The following is a 19,362-nucleotide window of genomic DNA, read 5'->3' as shown; positions in this document are numbered from 1 at the left end:
TAATACTAGAAACGTAGTTTCTTTTGGTTTTCCCCTTCAATAAGGGTGAAAAGAGTACTGCGCCCTTTCTGTTTATCTACTACCTTCGTTTTACCAGGCAGGATGAAAAGACGCGTAGCGCTATTACACCCTGTACCAGACGAGGTGCAATTGCGGATATTCTCCAGAACAATCGTGGCGGTGCCTTTGTTTGTTACTTTAATTCCCGCCGGTGAAGACGATTCAATTTGCGTATTAAAAACAGGCTTTGTAGGCAAAACGATCACTAATGTGCCGTAGCCAGATAAAACATTCAGACCTGCGTTCAATGCTTTTTTACGATATTCATCGACTTCTTTATTATTTAATCCGAAGCCATCATCAGTTTTTGGCAGAACCGGAACAAACCTTACTCGATAATATTTTTCAACCGAGCGATCGCCTGGCCACATAAATCTTGCGGCCTGGAATCCGCCAGGCGGGATAATCATTCTGAGCGGGGTGACAATAAGTCTGTCTTTCTGTAAAGAATTACCCGCAATCTCTTTTACCGGTGCTTCTTTAACTTTCCCGCTTTTATCAATATTTACTTCCAGTAGATCGATGCGGACAAAAGCCGTGGATGTCCCGGTATTATAAATACGTTTAGAAATAGACTGCTTATCAGGCGTCAGTGTGTCATACATGCTTCCAATCCCTATTTCAGGGAGAGCGAAGGCCGCAGACATCTTAAGTCCGAATATAAGAGCCAGAGAAACAGATGAAATCTTTCTTAATAAGGAAACGCAACACATATTCAATATCCAGACAACGCTAAAAACGAGGCAACGATAATCACGCCTCGAAATTAAAGCAACCGTACACATGCAGATTAATAAATTATTAAAAACCGAATCTTGATCAATTTTACTCCTCAGACCAGTAATTGCTATTTTTGAGGTGATATATGTCGATGATTTATAAGATTAATATATTTTTAATGTACCTCCTGACTTGTCCTTTAACCAGCCTTTGTTAAAACATGGAGGCTAGCGCCTTGCACAGCACGAGTTTCCTGCATTAATCCTTGAATTAATAAGCGTGGAAGAAAATTGCCACCAGATATACCCAGAAAGGGTTAGAAGCTTAAGGATAGAAGTTGGCGGTTTGGCGGTTTGAAGGTTTGAAGGTTTGAAGGTTTGAAGGTTTGAAGGTTTGAAGGTTTGAAGAAGGAAGAAGGAAGAAGGAAGAAGGAAGAAGGAAGAAGGAAGAAGGAAGAAGGAAGAAGGAAGAAGGAAGAAGGTTTGGCAGTGTAGTCAATAACAGGCAAAAAAAAAGACATCTTACGATGTCTTTTTTCCGGAATATTGGTACCGAGGACGGGACTTGAACCCGTAAGCCCAATCGGGCACTACCACCTCAAGGTAGCGTGTCTACCAATTCCACCACCTCGGCACGACTTACTTCTTAGTGCGGGATATCGCTGGTCGGCTGCGCCGGAGCTGCAGGCTGAGTTTGTTCACTCTTAGCCGGTGCACTCAGATTATCCCACTCGCTTCCTTTATTGGTTTTATTGCTGTTAATGTTGCCCAACACAAGGCTAATAATAAAGAACAGTGTTGCCAGCACAGCAGTCGTACGGGTCATGAAGTTACCAGAACCACTTGAACCGAACAGCGTACCGGACGCGCCAGCGCCAAAGGAGGCTCCCATGTCAGCGCCTTTACCTTGCTGCAGCATAATCAGGCCAACAAGAGCCAGCGCTACAATAAGGAAAACAACTAAAAGAGCTTCGTACATAATCAACCTGTTCCTTGCGGGGTTGCCGCAGCCAATGCTTCAAACCAATAAAAGTGGGATGTTTATTGCTTTCCCACTGAAGCGGGTGTGAATACTAACCAAAGCGAATGACCTTCGCAAGGGCAATTTAAGTGCATTTTATCAAGTGCGGAAAAAAACAGCAAAATTGCGATCCCGGGCTATTAAAAAGGCGGCAACAGCCGCCTTTTTAAGCACTTATCGCGCTATTTTACAGCCTTAACCGCGTCGGCAATGCGATTCGCCAGCGAGGTCACTTGCGCCTCGTCTTCACCTTCTACCATGACGCGAATTAACGGCTCAGTACCGGATTTACGCAACAACACACGACCGCGGCCAGCCAGCGTCGCTTCCACTTCTGCCGTCACCGTCTTAACCGTCTCGTCTTCCAGCGGATCGCCAATGCCTGCGGTAAAACGTACATTCACCAGCACCTGCGGGAACATTTTCATACCGCTGCACAAATCATGCAGAGACATGTGGTTACGCACCATTGCGGCAACCACCTGCAAACCGGCCACGATACCGTCTCCGGTCGTCGTTTTATCCAGCAAAATTACATGGCCGGAGTTTTCAGCACCGATACGCCAGCCTTTCTCCTGCATTTTTTCCAGCACATAACGGTCGCCAACTTTCGCGCGCGCAAAGGGAATGCCCAGTTGCTTAAGCGCCAGTTCAAGCCCCATATTGCTCATGAGTGTGCCAACTGCGCCACCGCGCAGCTGCCCCTGGCGCAGCCCCTCGCGGGCAATGATATACATGATTTGATCGCCATCGACCTTGTTACCCTCATGATCGACCATAATGACGCGATCACCGTCGCCATCAAAGGCAATGCCCAAATCGGCTTTCTCAACCAGAACGCGCTGCTGCAGTGCTGCCACGTCCGTCGCACCACATTTTTCGTTGATGTTGACACCATCAGGTTCACACCCAATGGCTATGACTTTCGCGCCTAATTCGCGAAAGACGCTCGGGGCAATGTGATAAGTTGCGCCATTAGCGCAATCAACGACGATTTTTAAGCCGTTAAGACTTAATTCATTGGGGAAGGTGGCCTTACAAAACTCAATATATCGCCCTGCGGCATCAACAATGCGGCTAGCTTTACCCAGCTCAGCGGAGTCGACACAAGTCAGCTCCTTTTCCATCTCGGCTTCAATCGCCTCTTCTACCGCATCCGGCAGTTTTGTACCGTCAATAGAGAAAAATTTGATGCCATTGTCATAGAAAGGGTTATGCGAAGCCGAAATTACAATTCCCGCTTCTGCGCGAAATGTGCGCGTGAGGTAAGCTACCGCCGGCGTTGGCATTGGCCCGGTAAAGGAGGCAGAAAGACCAGCCGCCGCAAGCCCGGCCTCCAGCGCTGATTCCAGCATATAACCCGAAATACGGGTATCTTTACCAATGATGATCTTACGCGATCCATGACGCGCCAGTACTTTCCCGGCAGCCCAACCCAACTTCAGCACAAAATCAGGGGTGATCGGTGCGTCGCCAACGCGGCCGCGAATACCATCGGTGCCAAAATATTTACGATTACTCATAGCGTTTGTTTTCCTTCGCTGCCAGCGTGGCTTCTACCACCCGCATAGCTTCTACTGTTTCTTTTACATCGTGAACACGAATAATGTGCGCGCCTTGCATTGCCGCGATCACTGCGCAAGCCAGACTACCGCTTAACCGCTCGGAGGGACCGACATTGAGTAGCTGGCCTACCATCGACTTACGCGACATTCCAACCAGCAGAGGTAAGCCAAAATGATGAAACTCAGCCAGGCGGGCAAGCAATGTATAATTGTGGGAAAGATTTTTACCGAAACCGAATCCCGGGTCGAGCAACAATTTCTCTTTTGCGATCCCGGCCTGCTCGCATCGTGCTATATGTTCGCTAAAAAAGCGATTCACGTCGGCAAACACATCATCATATTTCGGCGCTTCCTGCATGGTTTTTGGCTGGCCTTGCATATGCATCAGGCAAACCGGTAACCCGGTTTGCACGGCTGCTTCCAGTGCGCCAGGTTCTGTTAATGAGCGGATATCGTTAATGATATGTGCACCTACTCGCGCCGATTCACGAATCACCTCTGGTTTTGATGTATCGACAGAAATCCATACCTCAAAACGCTGTGCAATAGCTTCAACAACCGGGATTACGCGTTCAAGTTCCTCTTCTACGCTAACATCGGCCGCCCCAGGACGCGTCGATTCCCCGCCGATATCCACAATTGTCGCTCCCGCATTGATCATCAGGTTCGCGTGCTTTACCGCCTCAATCAATGTGTTATGTGCACCGCCATCAGAAAAAGAATCCGGCGTTACATTGAGGATGCCCATTACATGGGGATGTGACAAATCCAGTGTTGAGCCCTGAGCATGGAGTTTCATGACTAAAAATCCTGAGGTTGTGGCAGTTAGAAATTAAAAGAAAAACCCCGGAGCAAGCCCCGGGGTTTTCATTAAAAGCAGATCATCAGCGCAAATACTTATTTGTCGCCCAGCTGTTCTGACATGGTATTGCCCGGGTTTGGCGTACGCGGTTCATCGACCGGACGCGGCGCTCGCGGCGTACCATTATTGTCAGAGTTGTTCGTGCCAGGTTCTTCCCAACCTGCTGGCGGACGAACATCACGACGTGACATCAGGTCATCAATCTGCGGTGCATCGATGGTCTCATATTTCATCAGAGCATCTTTCATCGCATGCAGAATATCCATATTTTCATTGAGCAACTGACGTGCGCGATTGTAGTTACGTTCAATAAGCGATTTCACTTCCTGGTCGATGATTCGTGCGGTTTCATCGGACATATGTTTCGCTTTTGCAACGCTACGGCCGAGGAATACTTCGCCTTCCTCTTCCGCGTAAAGCAGCGGACCGAGTTTGTCGGAGAAGCCCCACTGGGTGACCATGTTACGTGCCAGGTTGGTCGCGACTTTAATATCGTTCGACGCACCGGTAGAAACATGTTCAACGCCATAGATGATCTCTTCTGCCAGACGGCCACCGTACAGCGTTGAAATCTGGCTTTCCAGTTTCTGACGACTGGCGCTAATCGCATCACCTTCCGGCAGGAAGAACGTCACACCCAGCGCACGGCCGCGCGGAATGATCGTCACTTTATGCACCGGATCGTGTTCCGGCACCAGACGACCAATAATCGCATGGCCTGCTTCGTGGTATGCCGTGGACTCTTTCTGCGCTTCGGTCATCACCATGGAGCGGCGTTCCGCACCCATCATGATTTTGTCTTTCGCTTTTTCAAACTCGACCATCGACACAACGCGTTTGTTGCCACGAGCGGCAAACAGCGCGGCTTCGTTGACCAGGTTCGCCAAATCGGCACCGGAGAAGCCTGGAGTCCCGCGTGCGATGATTGCCGCATCGATATCCGGCGACAGGGGCACACGGCGCATATGGACTTTCAGGATCTGCTCACGGCCGCGAACGTCCGGCAGACCGACAACAACCTGGCGGTCAAAACGCCCCGGGCGCAACAAAGCAGGGTCGAGTACGTCCGGACGGTTCGTCGCGGCGATAACGATAATACCTTCGTTACCTTCGAAACCATCCATCTCAACTAGCATCTGGTTCAGCGTCTGTTCACGTTCATCGTGACCACCACCAAGACCCGCACCACGCTGACGGCCTACAGCGTCGATTTCATCGATGAAGATAATGCATGGTGCTGCTTTCTTCGCTTGCTCGAACATGTCGCGTACGCGAGATGCGCCGACACCAACGAACATTTCTACAAAGTCAGAACCGGAAATGGTGAAGAACGGTACTTTCGCTTCACCGGCGATCGCTTTCGCCAGCAGCGTTTTACCCGTACCCGGAGGACCGACCATCAGGACGCCTTTCGGGATTTTACCGCCCAGTTTCTGGAAACGGCTCGGCTCACGCAGATATTCAACCAGTTCGCCAACTTCTTCTTTTGCTTCGTCGCAACCGGCAACGTCAGCGAAAGTCGTTTTGATCTGATCTTCCGTAAGCATACGCGCCTTGCTCTTGCCGAACGACATGGCACCTTTGCCACCGCCGCCCTGCATCTGACGCATAAAGAAAATCCAGACCCCAATCAGCAGCAGCATCGGGAACCATGAGATAAAGATGGTCGTCAGCACGCTCTGCTCTTCCGGCGGTTCACCGACAACTTTGACGTTTTTCGTCACCAGGTTGTCGAGCAGTTTCGGATCCTGGACAGGGATGTAAGTCGTGTAACGGTTACTATCTTTCTTGGTAACGTTGATCTCACGTCCGTTGATACGCGCTTCGCGAACCTGGTCCTGGTTGACCTCTTGCAGGAAGGTAGAATAGTCCACCTTACGGCTATTCGACTCGCTGGGCCCAAAGCTCTGGAATACTGACATCAGCACGACGGCAATGACCAGCCAGAGTATTAGGTTTTTCGCCATGTCACTCAAGGGATTAACCTCATATTACAACTGTGTTAAAAACAGCGTCAGGATACAACATAACCCATCTCTTTCAAACCAGAGGCCGAAATCGACGGGGTATCATTTTCGCCCGGTCGCTACAATATACACTTCACGTGAACGCGCACGTGAAGAGTCCGGTTTACGCACTTTAACCTTCGTAAACAGGGAGCGAATTTCGGTGAGATACTCATCGAAACCTTCGCCCTGGAACACTTTCACTAAAAAACTTCCGCCAGGCGCCAACACATCACGGCACATCTCCAGCGCCAGCTCCACCAGATACATGGAACGGGGTATATCAACAGCAGGCGTACCGCTCATATTCGGTGCCATATCTGACATGACAACCTGAACTTTACTGTCGCCAACGCGATCCAGTAACGCTTTCAGAACTAATTCATCACGAAAATCGCCCTGAAGGAAGTCCACACCAACGATTGGATCCATCGGTAAAAGATCACAAGCGATGATACGACCATTACCACCAATCTGCGTGACCGCATATTGCGACCATCCACCAGGGGCTGCGCCCAAGTCGACGACCGTCATACCCGGCTTAAAAAGTTTGTCACTTTGCTGTATTTCATCAAGTTTAAACCAGGCACGGGAACGCAACCCTTTTTTCTGCGCCTGTTGAACATATTTATCGCTAAAGTGTTCCTGAAGCCAGCGGCTCGAACTGGCAGAACGCTTTTTACCTGTCATTTAACTTTCCATCCGGGTTCATCGTCGACATCGAGAAATTTCGACGCGCAATTTGGCGATACAGTGGAGATGGCGGTAGAATGACCCGTTTTCAATCCCAACGTAAGCAAAATATACGATGAATCTGAGTACTAAACAAAAACAGCACCTGAAAGGTCTGGCACATCCGCTCAAGCCGGTAGTTATGCTTGGCAATAATGGTTTGACCGAAGGGGTACTGGCCGAGATTGAACAAGCGCTAGAGCACCATGAACTTATCAAGGTGAAAATTGCCTCTGAAGACAGAGAAACTAAGACCTTGATCGTGGAAGCTATCGTTCGCGAAACCGGCGCCTGCAACGTACAGGTCATCGGTAAAACGCTGGTGCTTTATCGCCCAACCGCGGAGCGTAAAATTTCGCTGCCACGCTAAGGATATCCTGAATTGAACACAAAATCTGTGTAAAACGAGGGGTTTCCGCCAGCAGACGTGCAAAATGCCACGCTCCCGGAATTCATAAAAGGCCGCAGCGCGGCCTTTTTCTTTTCTTTACAATCCGTCAACAATCGACGCGAAGGCAGCGATCAAAGATATTCCACTTTGATGATTTCGTATTCCACTTCGCCGCCCGGCGTGCGAATCACCACCACATCGTCCTGCTCTTTACCTACCAGGCCGCGGGCAATAGGCGAGTTGACTGAAATTAGGTTCTGTTTAAAGTCGGCTTCATCATCGCCAACAATGCGATAAGTCTGCTCTTCGTCATTATCGAGGTTCAATACCGTAACAGTAGAACCAAAAATGACACGACCGCTTTTCGGCATTTTAGAAATGTCGATCACCTGTGCATTAGACAGTTTTGCTTCAATATCTTTAATTCGCCCTTCGCAGAAGCCTTGCTGCTCACGCGCTGCGTGATATTCCGCATTCTCTTTCAGATCGCCATGTTCGCGGGCTTCCGCGATGGCGGCGATGATTTCAGGGCGACGAACGGATTTCAGAAATTCCAGCTCTTCGCGCAATTTTTCGGCACCACGTAAGGTCATCGGAATAGCTTGCATTGTTATACCTCTTAAACATTCCTGTAGGGAGCGGTAACCCACCCCATCTGATCTACCTCCCCCGTACACCGGCATATACCGTCGGGCAGGAGCAAAAGAAAACTGACCCGGGGACAAAGCCCCAGGTCAGCGCAATTTTTCAATTTGATACGTATTTTACCCGGAAGTTCACTATGGGTCATCGTTTACTTTCCGGGTCGTTGCGCCGTAGTATGACGGCTTGTTTACTGCTTCCTAGCGCGAGATTATGCGATTTTCCAGCTTTATCATCGGATTGACCACAAGTATAGCCCTGAACGTTCAGGCCGCGAATGTAGACGAATACATAAACCAACTGCCGGATGGTGCGAACTTGGCGCTGATGGTGCAAAAAGTCGGCGCTCAGGCACCAGAAATTGATTACCACGGTAAACAAATGGCGCTGCCAGCCAGCACGCAGAAGGTTATCACCGCGCTGGCGGCACTGTTGCAACTTGGGCCGGACTTTCGCTTTACAACCACGCTGGAAAGTAAAGGTTCTGTCGATAACGGTACGTTAAAAGGTGACTTAATTGCACGATTCGGCGGCGATCCGACGCTAAAACGTCAGGATATTCGCAATATGGTCGCGGCGCTGAAAAAGTCGGGTGTGCAGAAAATCGAAGGTAACGTGCTGGTCGATACCTCTATTTTTGCCAGTCATGATAAAGCGCCAGGCTGGCCGTGGAACGACATGACGCAGTGCTTTAGCGCACCACCTGCTGCGGCAATTGTCGATCGCAACTGCTTCTCTATTTCGCTCTACAGCGCGCAAAAACCGGGCGATTTGGCCTATATCCGCATCGCTAATTATTATCCAGTGAATATGTTCAGCCAGGTCCGCACGCTCGCGCGCGGTTCCGCAGAGGCGCAGTATTGCGAACTGGATGTCGTCCCGGGCGATTTAAATCGCTTTACGCTAACAGGATGTCTGCCGCAACGCGCCGATCCACTCCCTCTGGCTTTCGCCATTCAGGACGGAGCAAGCTACGCCGGTGCGATTCTGAAAGCGGAATTGAACGATGCCGGTATCACTTATACCGGTACATTGTTGCGCCAAACGCAGGAGAACCAGGCCGGCACTGTCATTGCCAGCAAGCAGTCGGTACCGCTTCACGATCTGCTAAAGCAGATGCTGAAAAAATCAGACAATATGATCGCTGACACGGTGTTTCGTATGATTGGTCACGCGCGCTTTGGTGTACCGGGGACGTGGCGAGCAGGATCGGATGCAGTACGACAGATCCTGCGCCAGCAGGCTGGTGTCGATCTCGGTAATACGATCATCGCTGATGGTTCCGGCCTGTCGCGACATAACCTGCTGGCACCCGCCACGATGATGCAAGTTCTGCAATACATTGCGCAGCATGACACCGAGCTCAATTTCATCTCGATGTTGCCGCTGGCAGGCTATGATGGCTCCCTGCAGTATCGCGCTGGCCTGCATGAAGCGGGTGTAGACGGCAAAGTTTCGGCCAAAACAGGCTCTTTGCAGGGCGTGTATAACCTGGCCGGGTTTATCACCACTGCAAGCGGTCAGCGGATGGCTTTCGTGCAGTATCTCTCTGGCTATGCTGTCGAACCGGCGGATCAGCGTAATCGCCGCATTCCACTGGTGCGTTTTGAAAGCCGGCTGTACAAAGATATCTACCAGAACAACTAACAAAAATGCCGGGCAGCGTGTGCTAACCCGGCATTTTGTTGGCTATATTCCCCGTGCAGCCGGGGAAATCGCAGCGATTAACGCTTGTAGATGAACTCGACGCCTTCTTCGTCGTCTTCGTCCCAGTCGTCATCCCACTCTTCGTCATCTTCTACCACTTCAGCTTCTTCAAGCTGCTGGCGATGATAATCGTCCCACATAAACTCGACTTTCTCAGGCTGTTGCTCTTCCTGCGCCTGGGTGATCGGGTTTTCGATGATAAAGGTCATCACGTCCCAGCATAGATCTTTAACGCCCTGCTGGCTGGCCGCTGAGATAAGGTAGAATTTATCTTCCCAACCCAGCGCCTCAGCGATGGCTTTTGCTTTAGCTTCTGCTTCCGCTTTATCCATCAGATCGATTTTGTTGAATACCAACCAACGCGGTTTGGCAGCCAGCTTCTCGCTGTATTTTTCCAGTTCGCCGATGATGACACGGGCATTTTCAGCCGGATCGGAACCATCGATCGGATCAATATCGATCAGATGCAGCAAGACGCGGCAGCGCTCCAGATGTTTCAGGAAACGGATCCCAAGGCCTGCGCCATCAGCAGCCCCTTCGATCAATCCCGGAATATCGGCAACCACAAAGCTCTTTTCGTTATCCATACGGACAACGCCAAGGCTCGGCACCAGTGTGGTAAACGGATAATCAGCCACTTTTGGTTTTGCAGCCGATACCGCGCGAATAAAGGTTGATTTGCCTGCGTTTGGCATACCAAGCATACCCACATCGGCCAGCAACATCAGTTCCAGCTGCAGGTCGCGCTTATCGCCCGGCGTACCCATGGTTTTCTGACGAGGCGTACGGTTAACCGAGGATTTAAACCGCGTGTTGCCCAAACCATGCCAGCCACCTTTCGCGACCATCAGGCGCTGACCATGTTTAGTCATATCGCCCATCGTTTCGCCGGTGCCCTGATCGATAACACGCGTACCGACCGGTACTTTCACCGTAATATCTTTTCCGCGTTTCCCTGTACAGTCGCGGCTCTGACCATTCTGCCCGCGTTCGGCGCGGAAAGATTTTTCAAAACGGTAGTCAATCAGGGTATTAAGGTTTTCGTCCGCTTCCAGCCAGACATCACCGCCGTCACCACCGTCGCCGCCATCTGGGCCGCCTTTCGGGATATATTTTTCGCGGCGGAAGCTCACACAACCGTTACCGCCATCACCTGCCACGACAAGGATCGTAGCTTCATCAACAAACTTCATTTTACTCTCCGTAACTCATTCGCCTGAGCGGGGCACAGTGGCGACCACTTCGCGATTACGCCAGCGTCCCAAAAGACGATGGCCAATAGCGGAAAACATCGCGCCCGCAACCACGACAAACGCACCGAGATAACCGATAAGGTTTAACATCGGTCTGGCGAAAACATCGGGCCAGGCCATTGATAATAAATCTGAAAAAAACAGCGTAAAGAGCGGCGTCAGCGTGATTAATGCGCTCACCTGTGCCGCCTGCCAGCGAGCCATCGCTTCCGCTAGCGCGCCGTAACCCACCAGTGTATTAAGGCCACAAAACACCAGGCAAGCCAGCTGCCAGCTACTTAACTGAAGCAGCACGGCGGGTTTTGCCAGCGGCAATAACGCAATTGTACACAAAGTGTACAGCAAAAAGAGGATCTGCTGGGAGGCCAGGCGCCGTAATAACACTTTTTGCGCGACGCCGTAACTCACCCAAACCGTGGCTGCTCCGACACCAAAAATCACGCCCCAGGTGTAATCTGTCAGGCGGGTAAAAATCTCCACCAGGCTGGTATTAAAAAACATCACCAGACCACAGATAAGCATCAACGCGCCGATAACCTGGGTGACGCGCATTTTCTCTTTGAGAATAACAACGCTGGCAATCATCATGCCCACAGGCGAAAGTTGACCAATCACCTGCGAAGCCGTCGGGCTAACGTATTGCAGGGAAGAGCTGAAGAGGATGAAATTCCCGAACAGCCCACCAGTGGCAATGGCCAACAAAACTAACCAGCGCGGCTTGCGAAAAAGATGCAGCGGGGGCAGTTTTTTTTTCCAGCCGAGAATCAAACCAAGGCCGATTCCCGCCATCAAAAAGCGATAAAAAACCACCGTTGGCGGTTCCATCACTTCCAGCACCTGCTTCATGGCGATGGGTAACGCGCCCCAGCACATCGCGGTTGTGAGCGCCAGCGCAATACCGATGCCTGCCTGCTGTTTCATGCCCGTATTACCTGCCAGAATTTACCGGACTTCTAATGTAAAAAGCCCCGCAACGTGTTGCGGGGCTTTCTTCCGTTACCGGGACGCGAAAAACTTATTCAGCAACGATGCTGATGAATTTACGGTTTTTCGGGCCTTTAACTTCGAACTTAACTTTACCGTCAGTCAAAGCGAACAGAGTGTGGTCACGGCCGCAACCTACGTTAGAACCAGCGTGGAATTTGGTGCCACGTTGACGAACGATGATGCTACCTGCCAGAACTGCTTCACCGCCGAAACGTTTTACGCCCAGACGTTTAGCTTCTGAATCGCGACCGTTACGAGTTGAGCCGCCAGCCTTTTTATGTGCCATTTAAATCTACTCCTCAGGTCTTAGGCGCTGATGCCAGTAATTTTCACATCAGTAAACCACTGACGGTGGCCCTGCTGCTTACGGTAGTGTTTACGACGACGAAACTTAACGATTTTAACTTTCTCGCCACGACCGTGAGCAACAACTTCAGCTTTGATTACGCCGCCATCAACGAAAGGAACGCCGATTTTGACTTCTTCACCGTTTGCGATCATCAGAACTTCAGCGAATTCAACAGATTCGCCAGTTGCGATGTCCAGCTTTTCCAGGCGAACGGTCTGACCTTCGCTTACTCGGTGTTGTTTACCACCACTTTGGAAAACCGCGTACATATAAAACTCCGCTTCCGCGCACATATTCTGATCAATTCAGAGTGCGCTATAAATATTCACAATAGGGCGCGAATATTACGCAAATTGCTAGCCTTTGACAAGAGTGATCGTCACTCCATGCAGAAAAAAAACACAACGCGTAAGGTAACGTTTATCTGGCGCATTTTTTCAGTACAATCAACAATACTATTCTAACCCGTAACCCTTTGTTATCCCATTTTGCTATGTGGTAAACAGGACTGAAAGCCCGGCTTTTGCGATGAATTTAGAAAAAATCAATGAGTTAACCGCGCACGACATGGCGGGTGTAAACGCGACGATTCTGCAACAACTCAACTCGGATGTTCAGTTAATCAACCAGTTGGGTTATTACATCGTAAGCGGCGGCGGCAAACGCATCCGTCCGATGATTGCCGTGTTGGCGGCGCGAGCCGTTGGCTATGAGGGCAATTTGCACGTCACTATTGCCGCATTAATCGAATTTATTCACACCGCGACCCTTCTCCATGACGATGTTGTGGACGAGTCCGACATGCGTCGCGGCAAAGCCACCGCTAATGCGGCCTTTGGCAACGCAGCGAGCGTACTGGTTGGTGATTTTATCTACACCCGCGCTTTCCAGATGATGACCAGCCTCGGCTCGCTGAAAGTGCTGGAAGTGATGTCAGAAGCCGTAAACGTGATTGCTGAAGGCGAAGTCCTGCAGTTGATGAACGTCAACGACCCAAATATCACTGAAGAAAACTACATGCGCGTCATTTATAGCAAGACCGCACGTCTGTTTGAAGCGGCGGCTCAGTGTTCCGGCTTGCTGGCTGGTTGCACCGAAGCGCAGGAAAAAGGGTTGCAGGATTACGGTCGCTATCTGGGAACCGCTTTTCAGCTTATCGACGATTTGCTTGATTACAGCGCGGACGGTGAAACACTCGGCAAAAACACCGGCGATGACCTGAATGAAGGCAAACCGACGTTACCGTTGTTACATGCCATGCATAACGGCACGCCAGAACAAGCACAGATGATCCGCGAAGCTATCGAGCAAGGAAACGGCCGACACCTTCTGGAACCTGTTCTGGAAGCAATGGCTGCCTGCGGTTCACTGGAATGGACGCGTCGCCGTGCGGAAGAAGAAGCGGATAAGGCCATTGCCGCTCTACAAGTTCTACCGGATTCACCGTGGCGCGACGCGTTGGTCGGTCTTGCCCACATCGCCGTTCAGCGCGATCGTTAATCTTTCCAGCTTCCCGCGCATTGACGCGGGAAAGTTCCAATAAGTTTCTTTAAATCCCCTTAAAATGAAAAATAACCAGTAATATCAAGCCTTGTCATAATCCTAAAACGCAAAATATTACATGAGCTTTTCAGAACAAACGCTCCCGTATGCGTATAGTAAGTAGCGTTGTTGGCGTAAATAATTGACACCTATTTTCTATCAGGGAGATGTTATGGAAACAAAATTAATGGACTGGCACCAGGCTGATATCATTGCCGGACTGCGTAAGAAAGGAACATCGCTGGCTGCAGAATCCCGTAAAAACGGGTTAAGCTCATCGACCCTCGCTAATGCCCTGACACGCTCCTGGCCAAAAGGGGAATTGATTATTGCTCGTGCGCTGGATACCGATCCCTGGGTTATCTGGCCGTCACGTTACCATGATCCCGTCACCCACGAATTTATTGATAAGACGAAGCTGATCAGGAAAAAAAAGGAGGAAAAATAAGCGGTCATGCAAGTAGCACCTCCCCTTGCTTGCCAGAACAGGCGATAGAAAAAAGGGAGCCGAGGCTCCCTTCTTACAGTTCAGCAGACAGGCTTATTCGCCTTTGACGCGCTCAATGTTCGCGCCAAGCGCACTGAGTTTATCTTCAATACGCTCGTAACCACGATCGATATGATAGATACGATCAACAATGGTGGTTCCTTCCGCAATACAACCCGCCAGCACAAGGCTTGCAGAAGCGCGTAAATCGGTTGCCATAACCTGCGCACCGGAGAGCTTTTCTACGCCGTGGCAAATCGCTGTATTGCTTTCGATTTCCGCGTGAGCTCCCATACGGATCAGTTCAGGAATATGCATGAAACGGTTTTCGAAGATAGTCTCGGTGATAACGCCCGTACCTTCAGCCACCAGGTTCAGCAGCGTAAATTGCGCCTGCATATCGGTCGGGAATCCCGGATGCGGAGCCGTGCGCACATTCACTGCTTTCGGACGCTTACCATGCATATCAAGGCTAATCCAGTCTTCGCCAACCTCAATATCCGCACCAGCATCGCGCAGCTTAGCCAGCACCGCATCCAGCGTATCCGGCTGAGCGTTACGGCAAACAATTTTACCGCCAGAGATCGCTGCCGCGACCAGGAAAGTCCCGGTTTCGATACGATCAGGCAGGACGCGATAAACACCACCACCCAGACGTTTCACCCCTTCGATGGTGATGCGATCGGTTCCCATACCGGTGATTTTTGCACCGAGGGTATTGAGGAAGTTTGCCGTATCAACAATTTCCGGCTCACGGGCGGCGTTTTCGATAATGGTCGTGCCTTCCGCCAGCGTCGCAGCAGACATAATGGTTACTGTCGCGCCAACGCTTACTTTATCCATCACGATATGCGCGCCTTTCAGACGCCCGTTAACGGAAGCTTTGACATAGCCCTCTTCCAGTTTGATCTCCGCGCCCAGTTGTTCCAGACCGCTAATGTGCAGATCCACCGGACGCGCGCCAATCGCGCAACCGCCAGGCAGAGAGACCTGCCCCTGACCGAAACGCGCAACCAACGGCCCCAGCGCCCAAATAGATGCGCGCATGGTTTTCACCAGCTCGTAAGGTGCGCAGAAAACATTGACGTCACCCGCATCGATCCATACGGATCCATTGCGTTCCACCTTGGTGCCCAACTGGCTGAGCAGCTTCATGGTGGTATCGATATCTTTCAGTTTCGGAACGTTACGGATTTCAACCGGTTCTTCCGCCAGCAACGCGGCAAAAAGAATCGGCAGCGCGGCGTTTTTCGCGCCTGAAATTGTCACTTCGCCCTGGAGACGCGTCGGCCCCTGTACACGAAACTTATCCATTCATCTGATCTCTGTTAAGAATTCACACGCGCAGTGGGTTTATCCCCTGCGCTCAAAAGCCGTTAAGTTTGCGATCCCGCGCCCACTCCGCCGGAGTGTAAGCCTTGATCGACAGGGCATGGATACGGTTGTCTGCGATGTATTCCATCAGCGGGCCATAAATGGTCTGTTGTTTCTTGACCCGGCTCATGCCGTCAAAAATCTCACCCACAGCGACAACCTGAAAGTGACTGCCATCGCCAGTGACGTGGGCTTCCTGGAGAGAGAGTGCGTTCATCAGCACCGTCTGAATTTCATGATTTTCCATGGGTGTAAATATCATCTAATAGTGAAAACAGTCACACATCTTAGAGGAAAGTGGCGTCGGCTTAAACAAGCAAAAAGCCCCATCAATATAAAGGACGGGGCTTTAAGTAGTAACGCATTGAAAAAATTAGTGAGGCAATACATCCTGCGGCAAATTATAGAGCGCAGCGAGGGTGGAAACATTCTCACTCACCCCGGCAAGCACAACATTGCAGCCCTGTTTTTTGCACTGCGCCACCAGATGAACCAGTAGCGCGACACCAGCGGTATCAACGCGTGACACGCCGTGTAAGTCGATGCAGGTTACCCCGTTCATCGCCTCCACGCGCGCATCCCACAGCGGGTTTAAGAGATCCTGATCCAGTTCACCAACCAGTTTCAGGCACTCTCCGTCGCGTGACCAGCTTAGACTGGCTGTCATTGCTTTTTCTCGTCCAGGGTAATTTTCTGGCGGGAAATAGATTGCAGCTCGGCGGTTAAACCGTCGATACCTTTGGTACGCAGCAGATCGCTCCATTCGTTCTGTTTGGTCGTGATCATGCTCACCCCTTCGGCAATCATGTCGTAAGCCTGCCAGTTGCCGCTCTGCGTGTTTTTACGCCACTGGAAATCCAGACGCACCGGCGGACGACCATTCGGATCGATGATAGTCACGCGGATCGGCACAATCGTCGCATCGCCCAGCGGCTGCTCCGGGGCAATCTGATAGGTTTGACCGTGGTACATCGCCAGCGCCTGGCCGTAAGCCTGTTTCAGGTATTCGCGAAAGGCAGCGAAATAGGCTTCACGCTGCGCCGGGGTCGCTTCTTTATAATAACGGCCCAGCACCAACGCACCGGCGTATTTCACCTGCACATAAGGCAGCAGTTCCTGATCGACTACATCGCGCAGGTAATCCGGGTTCGCACGGATTTTCGGCTGCTCATTTTTGAGGCGATCAAAGGTTTTCTGTGCCGCGTCTTTCATTGCGGCGTAGGGGTTAGCTTGATCGGCCGCCATCGTGGCCCCCAGCGGCGCAATCACCAGCAGGGCAACCATTAATAGACGTTTAAACATGCGTCAATTCTCCTCATTAATTCGTCTGGCCAGCAGACGGTGCGGCTTGAGTATTCCCTGCATCGTGGGCTGCCGCATCGCCTGAATTCTTATTGTCACCGCCTTTACTGTTGTAAAGGAATTGTCCGATAAGGTCCTCAAGCACAATGGCGGACTTGGTGTCCTGAATGGTGCTTCCTTCTTTAAGCATAGAAGTTCCCATTTCAGGATCGTCAAAACCAACGTTCAGCGCCAGATACTGCTCACCTAACAACCCGGAAGTGCGGATCGCCAGTGAGCTGGTATCCGGGATCTGGTTGTAACGTTCTTCAATATCCAGCGCGACACGCGGCAGATAGGTTTTGGGATCAAGAGAGATATCAGCAACGCGCCCGACCACCACACCGCCAATTCTTACCGGCGAATGTGTTTTCAGACCGCCAATGTTGTCAAAGGTGGCATAGATACGGTAAGTCGGCTCGGTACGCATGGAGGCGACATCCGCCGCTTTCAGGCAGATAAAGAGTGCCGCCAGCAGCGCCAGCAGGAGAAAAACGCCTACCCAAATTTCACTTTTTTTCGTTTGCATGAACTCAATTCCCAAACATCAGTGCGGTGAGCACAAAATCAAGACCGAGTACGGCCAGCGAGGAGTGCACAACGGTACGTGTTGTCGCCCGGCTAATCCCGGCGGAAGTCGGGATTGCATCGTAACCGTTGAACAGCGCAATCCAGGTTACGGTGATGGCAAACACCACGCTTTTAATCAGACAGTTAACCAGATCCATCCGCCATTCGACGGCGTTTTGCATCGCGGTCCAGAAAAAGCCCGTATCGATACCTTTCCAGTTAACGCCAACCAGCGAACCGCCCCAAATACCGACAGCGACAAAGATAATGGTCAACAGCGGTAGCGAGATGACTCCCGCCCAAAATCGCGGCGAAATGACGCGCCGCAGCGGATCAACCGCCATCATTTCGAGACTGGAAAGCTGCTCGGTCGCGCGCATCAAGCCAATCTCAGCCGTCAACGCAGAGCCCGCACGGCCAGCGAATAACAGCGCGGCGACAACCGGCCCCAACTCACGCAGCAGCGACAGCGCCACCAGCATGCCAAGACTGGTTTCGGCGCTGTAGGTGGTCAATACCAGGTATCCCTGCAGACCGAGCACCATGCCAATAAACACGCCGGAAACAATAATAATGAGCATCGACAGTACGCCGACATTATAGAGCTGGCGAACCAGCAGCGGCGCATGTTTGCGGAATTCGGGTTTACCCACCACCGCATTAAAAAGCATCAAACCGGCGCGCCCGAACGTTGCGATCGTTTTGATCCCGCGGTGCCCAAGCGATGCCAGTGTATTTAGCAGCATGAGCGTCTTAACTCCCTGTTTCTAATAAATCGGTCTGATAATCACCCGCAGGGTAGCGGAACGGAACCGGGCCATCGGCAATACCATCCAGGAACTGACGCACGCGCGGATCGCTGTTCTCTTGCAGCCCTTGCGCACTTCCGTGGGCGACAATTTTCCTGTCAGCCACAATATAGGCGTAATCAGCAATACTCAGCACTTCAGGAACATCGTGGGAAACAACAATACAGGTGACGCCCAGCGCGCTATTCAGCTCGGAGATCAACTTCACCAGCACGCCCATCGTAATAGGGTCCTGACCCACAAAGGGTTCATCAAACATGATCAGGTCCGGCTCCAGCGCAATCGCGCGCGCCAGCGCGGCGCGGCGCGCCATACCGCCTGAGAGTTCTGATGGCATTAAGTCCGCCGCACCGCGCAGCCCTACTGCTTCCAGCTTCATCATCACCGTGCTTCGCAGCAACGGCTCGGGCAGCAGAGTGTGCTCCCGCAAAGGATAGGCAACGTTGTCAAAAACGTTCATATCGGTAAACAACGCGCCAGACTGAAACAGCATGCTCATTCTTTTGCGCACGGTGAACAGACGCGAACGGGTCATCTCTGGCACGTTTTCGCCATCGAATAAAATCTCACCGCTGTCAGGCGGAATTTGCCCACCGATCAGACGCAAGAGCGTCGTTTTGCCGATCCCTGAAGGCCCCATAATGGCGGTGATCTTACCGCGCGGTACCGTCAGTGAAATATTGTCAAAGATTGGGCGGCTGCCGCGGGAGAAGCTGACGCCACGAACATCGACCAAATTCGCCACAGTCTGGCTCATTTCCTCTTCCTTATAAGCCTCGTCGGCCACAAGCATGACGCTTGATAACATCACGAACCCAACATTTTTACAGAATATTACCTGCTGAGGTTAGCGAAAGCTGGCATTTGTTTTACTTTTGAGCCGCATAAAGTCAAAATTAGGAATCATTACGCTACGCGGAACACCCGGTTTTACCCGGCATGGCA

General features: G+C 51.3%; 22 protein-coding genes and 1 tRNA gene. 4 read left to right on the top strand and 19 right to left on the bottom strand.

The annotated features are described in order from the left end of the window. Positions 1 to 5 precede the first annotated feature (5 nt). The 7 genes from O3S68_RS13290 to rlmE all read right to left on the bottom strand — a co-directional run bounded on the left by O3S68_RS13290 (position 6) and on the right by rlmE (position 6,923). Complete coding sequence (locus O3S68_RS13290; RefSeq protein WP_020455427.1) at positions 6 to 665, bottom strand: hypothetical protein; 660 nt, start codon at positions 663 to 665, stop codon at positions 6 to 8. A 661-nt stretch (positions 666 to 1,326) separates the two neighbouring features. After that, positions 1,327 to 1,413, bottom strand: a tRNA-Leu gene (locus tag O3S68_RS13285). A 12-nt stretch (positions 1,414 to 1,425) separates the two neighbouring features. After that, a complete protein-coding gene (secG, locus tag O3S68_RS13280; RefSeq protein WP_020455428.1) occupies positions 1,426 to 1,758 on the bottom strand; it encodes a preprotein translocase subunit SecG in 333 nt (110 codons plus the stop codon). A 224-nt stretch (positions 1,759 to 1,982) separates the two neighbouring features. Then, positions 1,983 to 3,323 carry a phosphoglucosamine mutase gene (gene glmM / locus O3S68_RS13275; RefSeq protein ID WP_017457346.1) on the bottom strand — a complete coding sequence of 447 codons (1,341 nt, stop codon included), beginning with the start codon at positions 3,321 to 3,323 and terminating at the stop codon, positions 1,983 to 1,985. Further along, the gene (gene folP, locus O3S68_RS13270; protein ID WP_071925233.1) at positions 3,316 to 4,164 is read right to left on the bottom strand and encodes a dihydropteroate synthase; all 849 of its coding nucleotides are present in this window, start codon (positions 4,162 to 4,164) and stop codon (positions 3,316 to 3,318) included. The genes glmM and folP overlap by 8 nt, the downstream gene beginning before the upstream one ends. Positions 4,165 to 4,262: 98 nt before the next feature. Continuing rightward, a complete protein-coding gene (ftsH, locus tag O3S68_RS13265; protein ID WP_017457344.1) occupies positions 4,263 to 6,194 on the bottom strand; it encodes an ATP-dependent zinc metalloprotease FtsH in 1,932 nt (643 codons plus the stop codon). Positions 6,195 to 6,296: 102 nt separating this feature from the next. Beyond that, positions 6,297 to 6,923 (bottom strand): 23S rRNA (uridine(2552)-2'-O)-methyltransferase RlmE, encoded by a 627-nt coding sequence (rlmE, locus tag O3S68_RS13260; protein WP_020455430.1) that lies wholly within the window; start codon positions 6,921 to 6,923, stop codon positions 6,297 to 6,299. 118 nt (positions 6,924 to 7,041) lie between these two features. Here rlmE and yhbY point away from each other — a divergent pair, with 118 nt between their 5' ends. Then, positions 7,042 to 7,335, top strand: a complete 294-nt coding sequence (gene yhbY, locus O3S68_RS13255; RefSeq protein WP_007369919.1) for a ribosome assembly RNA-binding protein YhbY — start codon at positions 7,042 to 7,044, stop codon at positions 7,333 to 7,335. Between the two features lie 152 nt (positions 7,336 to 7,487). Here yhbY and greA read toward each other — a convergent pair whose 3' ends face one another. Next, a complete protein-coding gene (gene greA, locus O3S68_RS13250) occupies positions 7,488 to 7,964 on the bottom strand; it encodes a transcription elongation factor GreA (RefSeq protein WP_017457342.1) in 477 nt (158 codons plus the stop codon). Positions 7,965 to 8,211: 247 nt separating this feature from the next. Between greA and dacB the strand changes: the two genes are divergently transcribed. Next, a complete protein-coding gene (gene dacB, locus O3S68_RS13245; RefSeq protein ID WP_269231710.1) occupies positions 8,212 to 9,645 on the top strand; it encodes a serine-type D-Ala-D-Ala carboxypeptidase in 1,434 nt (477 codons plus the stop codon). A gap of 77 nt (positions 9,646 to 9,722) precedes the next feature. Here the strand turns inward: dacB and cgtA are convergent, their stop codons facing one another. From cgtA to rplU, 4 genes are all read right to left on the bottom strand, one after another. Beyond that, positions 9,723 to 10,898, bottom strand: coding sequence for an Obg family GTPase CgtA (gene cgtA / locus O3S68_RS13240; RefSeq protein WP_017457340.1), 1,176 nt, complete (start codon positions 10,896 to 10,898; stop codon positions 9,723 to 9,725). 15 nt (positions 10,899 to 10,913) lie between these two features. Continuing rightward, entirely contained in the window at positions 10,914 to 11,879 is a 966-nt protein-coding gene (locus tag O3S68_RS13235; RefSeq protein ID WP_269231709.1) for a DMT family transporter, read from the bottom strand. Positions 11,880 to 11,973: 94 nt separating this feature from the next. Continuing rightward, on the bottom strand, positions 11,974 to 12,231 hold the full coding sequence (gene rpmA, locus O3S68_RS13230; protein WP_017457338.1) for a 50S ribosomal protein L27: 258 nt from the start codon (positions 12,229 to 12,231) through the stop codon (positions 11,974 to 11,976). 20 nt (positions 12,232 to 12,251) lie between these two features. Next, on the bottom strand, positions 12,252 to 12,563 hold the full coding sequence (gene rplU, locus O3S68_RS13225) for a 50S ribosomal protein L21 (protein WP_003025032.1): 312 nt from the start codon (positions 12,561 to 12,563) through the stop codon (positions 12,252 to 12,254). A gap of 259 nt (positions 12,564 to 12,822) precedes the next feature. Here rplU and ispB point away from each other — a divergent pair, with 259 nt between their 5' ends. Beyond that, positions 12,823 to 13,794 (top strand): octaprenyl diphosphate synthase, encoded by a 972-nt coding sequence (ispB, locus tag O3S68_RS13220; protein WP_020455433.1) that lies wholly within the window; start codon positions 12,823 to 12,825, stop codon positions 13,792 to 13,794. Between the two features lie 214 nt (positions 13,795 to 14,008). Then, positions 14,009 to 14,284: a DNA-binding transcriptional regulator SfsB gene (gene sfsB / locus O3S68_RS13215; protein ID WP_020455434.1), complete on the top strand. Its 276-nt coding sequence runs from the start codon at positions 14,009 to 14,011 to the stop codon at positions 14,282 to 14,284. A gap of 93 nt (positions 14,285 to 14,377) precedes the next feature. Here the strand turns inward: sfsB and murA are convergent, their stop codons facing one another. The 7 genes from murA to mlaF form a co-directional block, all read right to left on the bottom strand. Beyond that, positions 14,378 to 15,637 carry a UDP-N-acetylglucosamine 1-carboxyvinyltransferase gene (gene murA, locus O3S68_RS13210; protein WP_020455435.1) on the bottom strand — a complete coding sequence of 420 codons (1,260 nt, stop codon included), beginning with the start codon at positions 15,635 to 15,637 and terminating at the stop codon, positions 14,378 to 14,380. A gap of 52 nt (positions 15,638 to 15,689) precedes the next feature. Continuing rightward, positions 15,690 to 15,944, bottom strand: a complete 255-nt coding sequence (gene ibaG, locus O3S68_RS13205; RefSeq protein WP_017457333.1) for a BolA family iron metabolism protein IbaG — start codon at positions 15,942 to 15,944, stop codon at positions 15,690 to 15,692. 126 nt (positions 15,945 to 16,070) lie between these two features. Further along, on the bottom strand, positions 16,071 to 16,364 hold the full coding sequence (gene mlaB / locus O3S68_RS13200; RefSeq protein WP_269231708.1) for a lipid asymmetry maintenance protein MlaB: 294 nt from the start codon (positions 16,362 to 16,364) through the stop codon (positions 16,071 to 16,073). Then, positions 16,361 to 16,999 (bottom strand): phospholipid-binding protein MlaC, encoded by a 639-nt coding sequence (gene mlaC / locus O3S68_RS13195; RefSeq protein ID WP_269231707.1) that lies wholly within the window; start codon positions 16,997 to 16,999, stop codon positions 16,361 to 16,363. The genes mlaB and mlaC overlap by 4 nt, the downstream gene beginning before the upstream one ends. A gap of 16 nt (positions 17,000 to 17,015) precedes the next feature. Continuing rightward, entirely contained in the window at positions 17,016 to 17,567 is a 552-nt protein-coding gene (gene mlaD, locus O3S68_RS13190; RefSeq protein WP_020455438.1) for an outer membrane lipid asymmetry maintenance protein MlaD, read from the bottom strand. A gap of 4 nt (positions 17,568 to 17,571) precedes the next feature. Further along, complete coding sequence (mlaE, locus tag O3S68_RS13185) at positions 17,572 to 18,354, bottom strand: lipid asymmetry maintenance ABC transporter permease subunit MlaE (protein WP_020455439.1); 783 nt, start codon at positions 18,352 to 18,354, stop codon at positions 17,572 to 17,574. A 7-nt stretch (positions 18,355 to 18,361) separates the two neighbouring features. Next, the gene (mlaF, locus tag O3S68_RS13180; protein WP_017457328.1) at positions 18,362 to 19,174 is read right to left on the bottom strand and encodes a phospholipid ABC transporter ATP-binding protein MlaF; all 813 of its coding nucleotides are present in this window, start codon (positions 19,172 to 19,174) and stop codon (positions 18,362 to 18,364) included. Between the last annotated feature and the right edge of the window lie 188 nt (positions 19,175 to 19,362).

It is taken from the genome of Kosakonia sp. SOY2 (genome assembly GCF_027109175.1).
Lineage (GTDB): Bacteria > Pseudomonadota > Gammaproteobacteria > Enterobacterales > Enterobacteriaceae > Kosakonia.
The sequence above is the reverse complement of the archived record's forward strand: the minus strand, read 5'-3'. Positions and strand labels throughout refer to the sequence as shown.

Excerpts from the sequence above, each read along its gene's own strand:
- mlaD (WP_020455438.1), bottom strand. The coding sequence starts at position 17,567 with ATGCAAACGAAAAAAAGTGAAATTTGGGTAGGCGTTTTTCTCCTGCTG.
- yhbY (WP_007369919.1), top strand. The coding sequence starts at position 7,042 with ATGAATCTGAGTACTAAACAAAAACAGCACCTGAAAGGTCTGGCACAT.
- sfsB (WP_020455434.1), top strand. The coding sequence starts at position 14,009 with ATGGAAACAAAATTAATGGACTGGCACCAGGCTGATATCATTGCCGGA.
- mlaE (WP_020455439.1), bottom strand. The coding sequence starts at position 18,354 with ATGCTGCTAAATACACTGGCATCGCTTGGGCACCGCGGGATCAAAACG.
- greA (WP_017457342.1), bottom strand. The coding sequence starts at position 7,964 with ATGCAAGCTATTCCGATGACCTTACGTGGTGCCGAAAAATTGCGCGAA.
- ispB (WP_020455433.1), top strand. The coding sequence starts at position 12,823 with ATGAATTTAGAAAAAATCAATGAGTTAACCGCGCACGACATGGCGGGT.
- secG (WP_020455428.1), bottom strand. The coding sequence starts at position 1,758 with ATGTACGAAGCTCTTTTAGTTGTTTTCCTTATTGTAGCGCTGGCTCTT.
- ftsH (WP_017457344.1), bottom strand. The coding sequence starts at position 6,194 with ATGGCGAAAAACCTAATACTCTGGCTGGTCATTGCCGTCGTGCTGATG.
- ibaG (WP_017457333.1), bottom strand. The coding sequence starts at position 15,944 with ATGGAAAATCATGAAATTCAGACGGTGCTGATGAACGCACTCTCTCTC.
- glmM (WP_017457346.1), bottom strand. The coding sequence starts at position 3,323 with ATGAGTAATCGTAAATATTTTGGCACCGATGGTATTCGCGGCCGCGTT.
- cgtA (WP_017457340.1), bottom strand. The coding sequence starts at position 10,898 with ATGAAGTTTGTTGATGAAGCTACGATCCTTGTCGTGGCAGGTGATGGC.
- rlmE (WP_020455430.1), bottom strand. The coding sequence starts at position 6,923 with ATGACAGGTAAAAAGCGTTCTGCCAGTTCGAGCCGCTGGCTTCAGGAA.
- mlaB (WP_269231708.1), bottom strand. The coding sequence starts at position 16,364 with ATGACAGCCAGTCTAAGCTGGTCACGCGACGGAGAGTGCCTGAAACTG.
- O3S68_RS13235 (WP_269231709.1), bottom strand. The coding sequence starts at position 11,879 with ATGAAACAGCAGGCAGGCATCGGTATTGCGCTGGCGCTCACAACCGCG.
- rplU (WP_003025032.1), bottom strand. The coding sequence starts at position 12,563 with ATGTACGCGGTTTTCCAAAGTGGTGGTAAACAACACCGAGTAAGCGAA.
- mlaF (WP_017457328.1), bottom strand. The coding sequence starts at position 19,174 with ATGAGCCAGACTGTGGCGAATTTGGTCGATGTTCGTGGCGTCAGCTTC.
- murA (WP_020455435.1), bottom strand. The coding sequence starts at position 15,637 with ATGGATAAGTTTCGTGTACAGGGGCCGACGCGTCTCCAGGGCGAAGTG.
- mlaC (WP_269231707.1), bottom strand. The coding sequence starts at position 16,999 with ATGTTTAAACGTCTATTAATGGTTGCCCTGCTGGTGATTGCGCCGCTG.
- folP (WP_071925233.1), bottom strand. The coding sequence starts at position 4,164 with ATGAAACTCCATGCTCAGGGCTCAACACTGGATTTGTCACATCCCCAT.
- dacB (WP_269231710.1), top strand. The coding sequence starts at position 8,212 with ATGCGATTTTCCAGCTTTATCATCGGATTGACCACAAGTATAGCCCTG.
- rpmA (WP_017457338.1), bottom strand. The coding sequence starts at position 12,231 with ATGGCACATAAAAAGGCTGGCGGCTCAACTCGTAACGGTCGCGATTCA.
- O3S68_RS13290 (WP_020455427.1), bottom strand. The coding sequence starts at position 665 with ATGTATGACACACTGACGCCTGATAAGCAGTCTATTTCTAAACGTATT.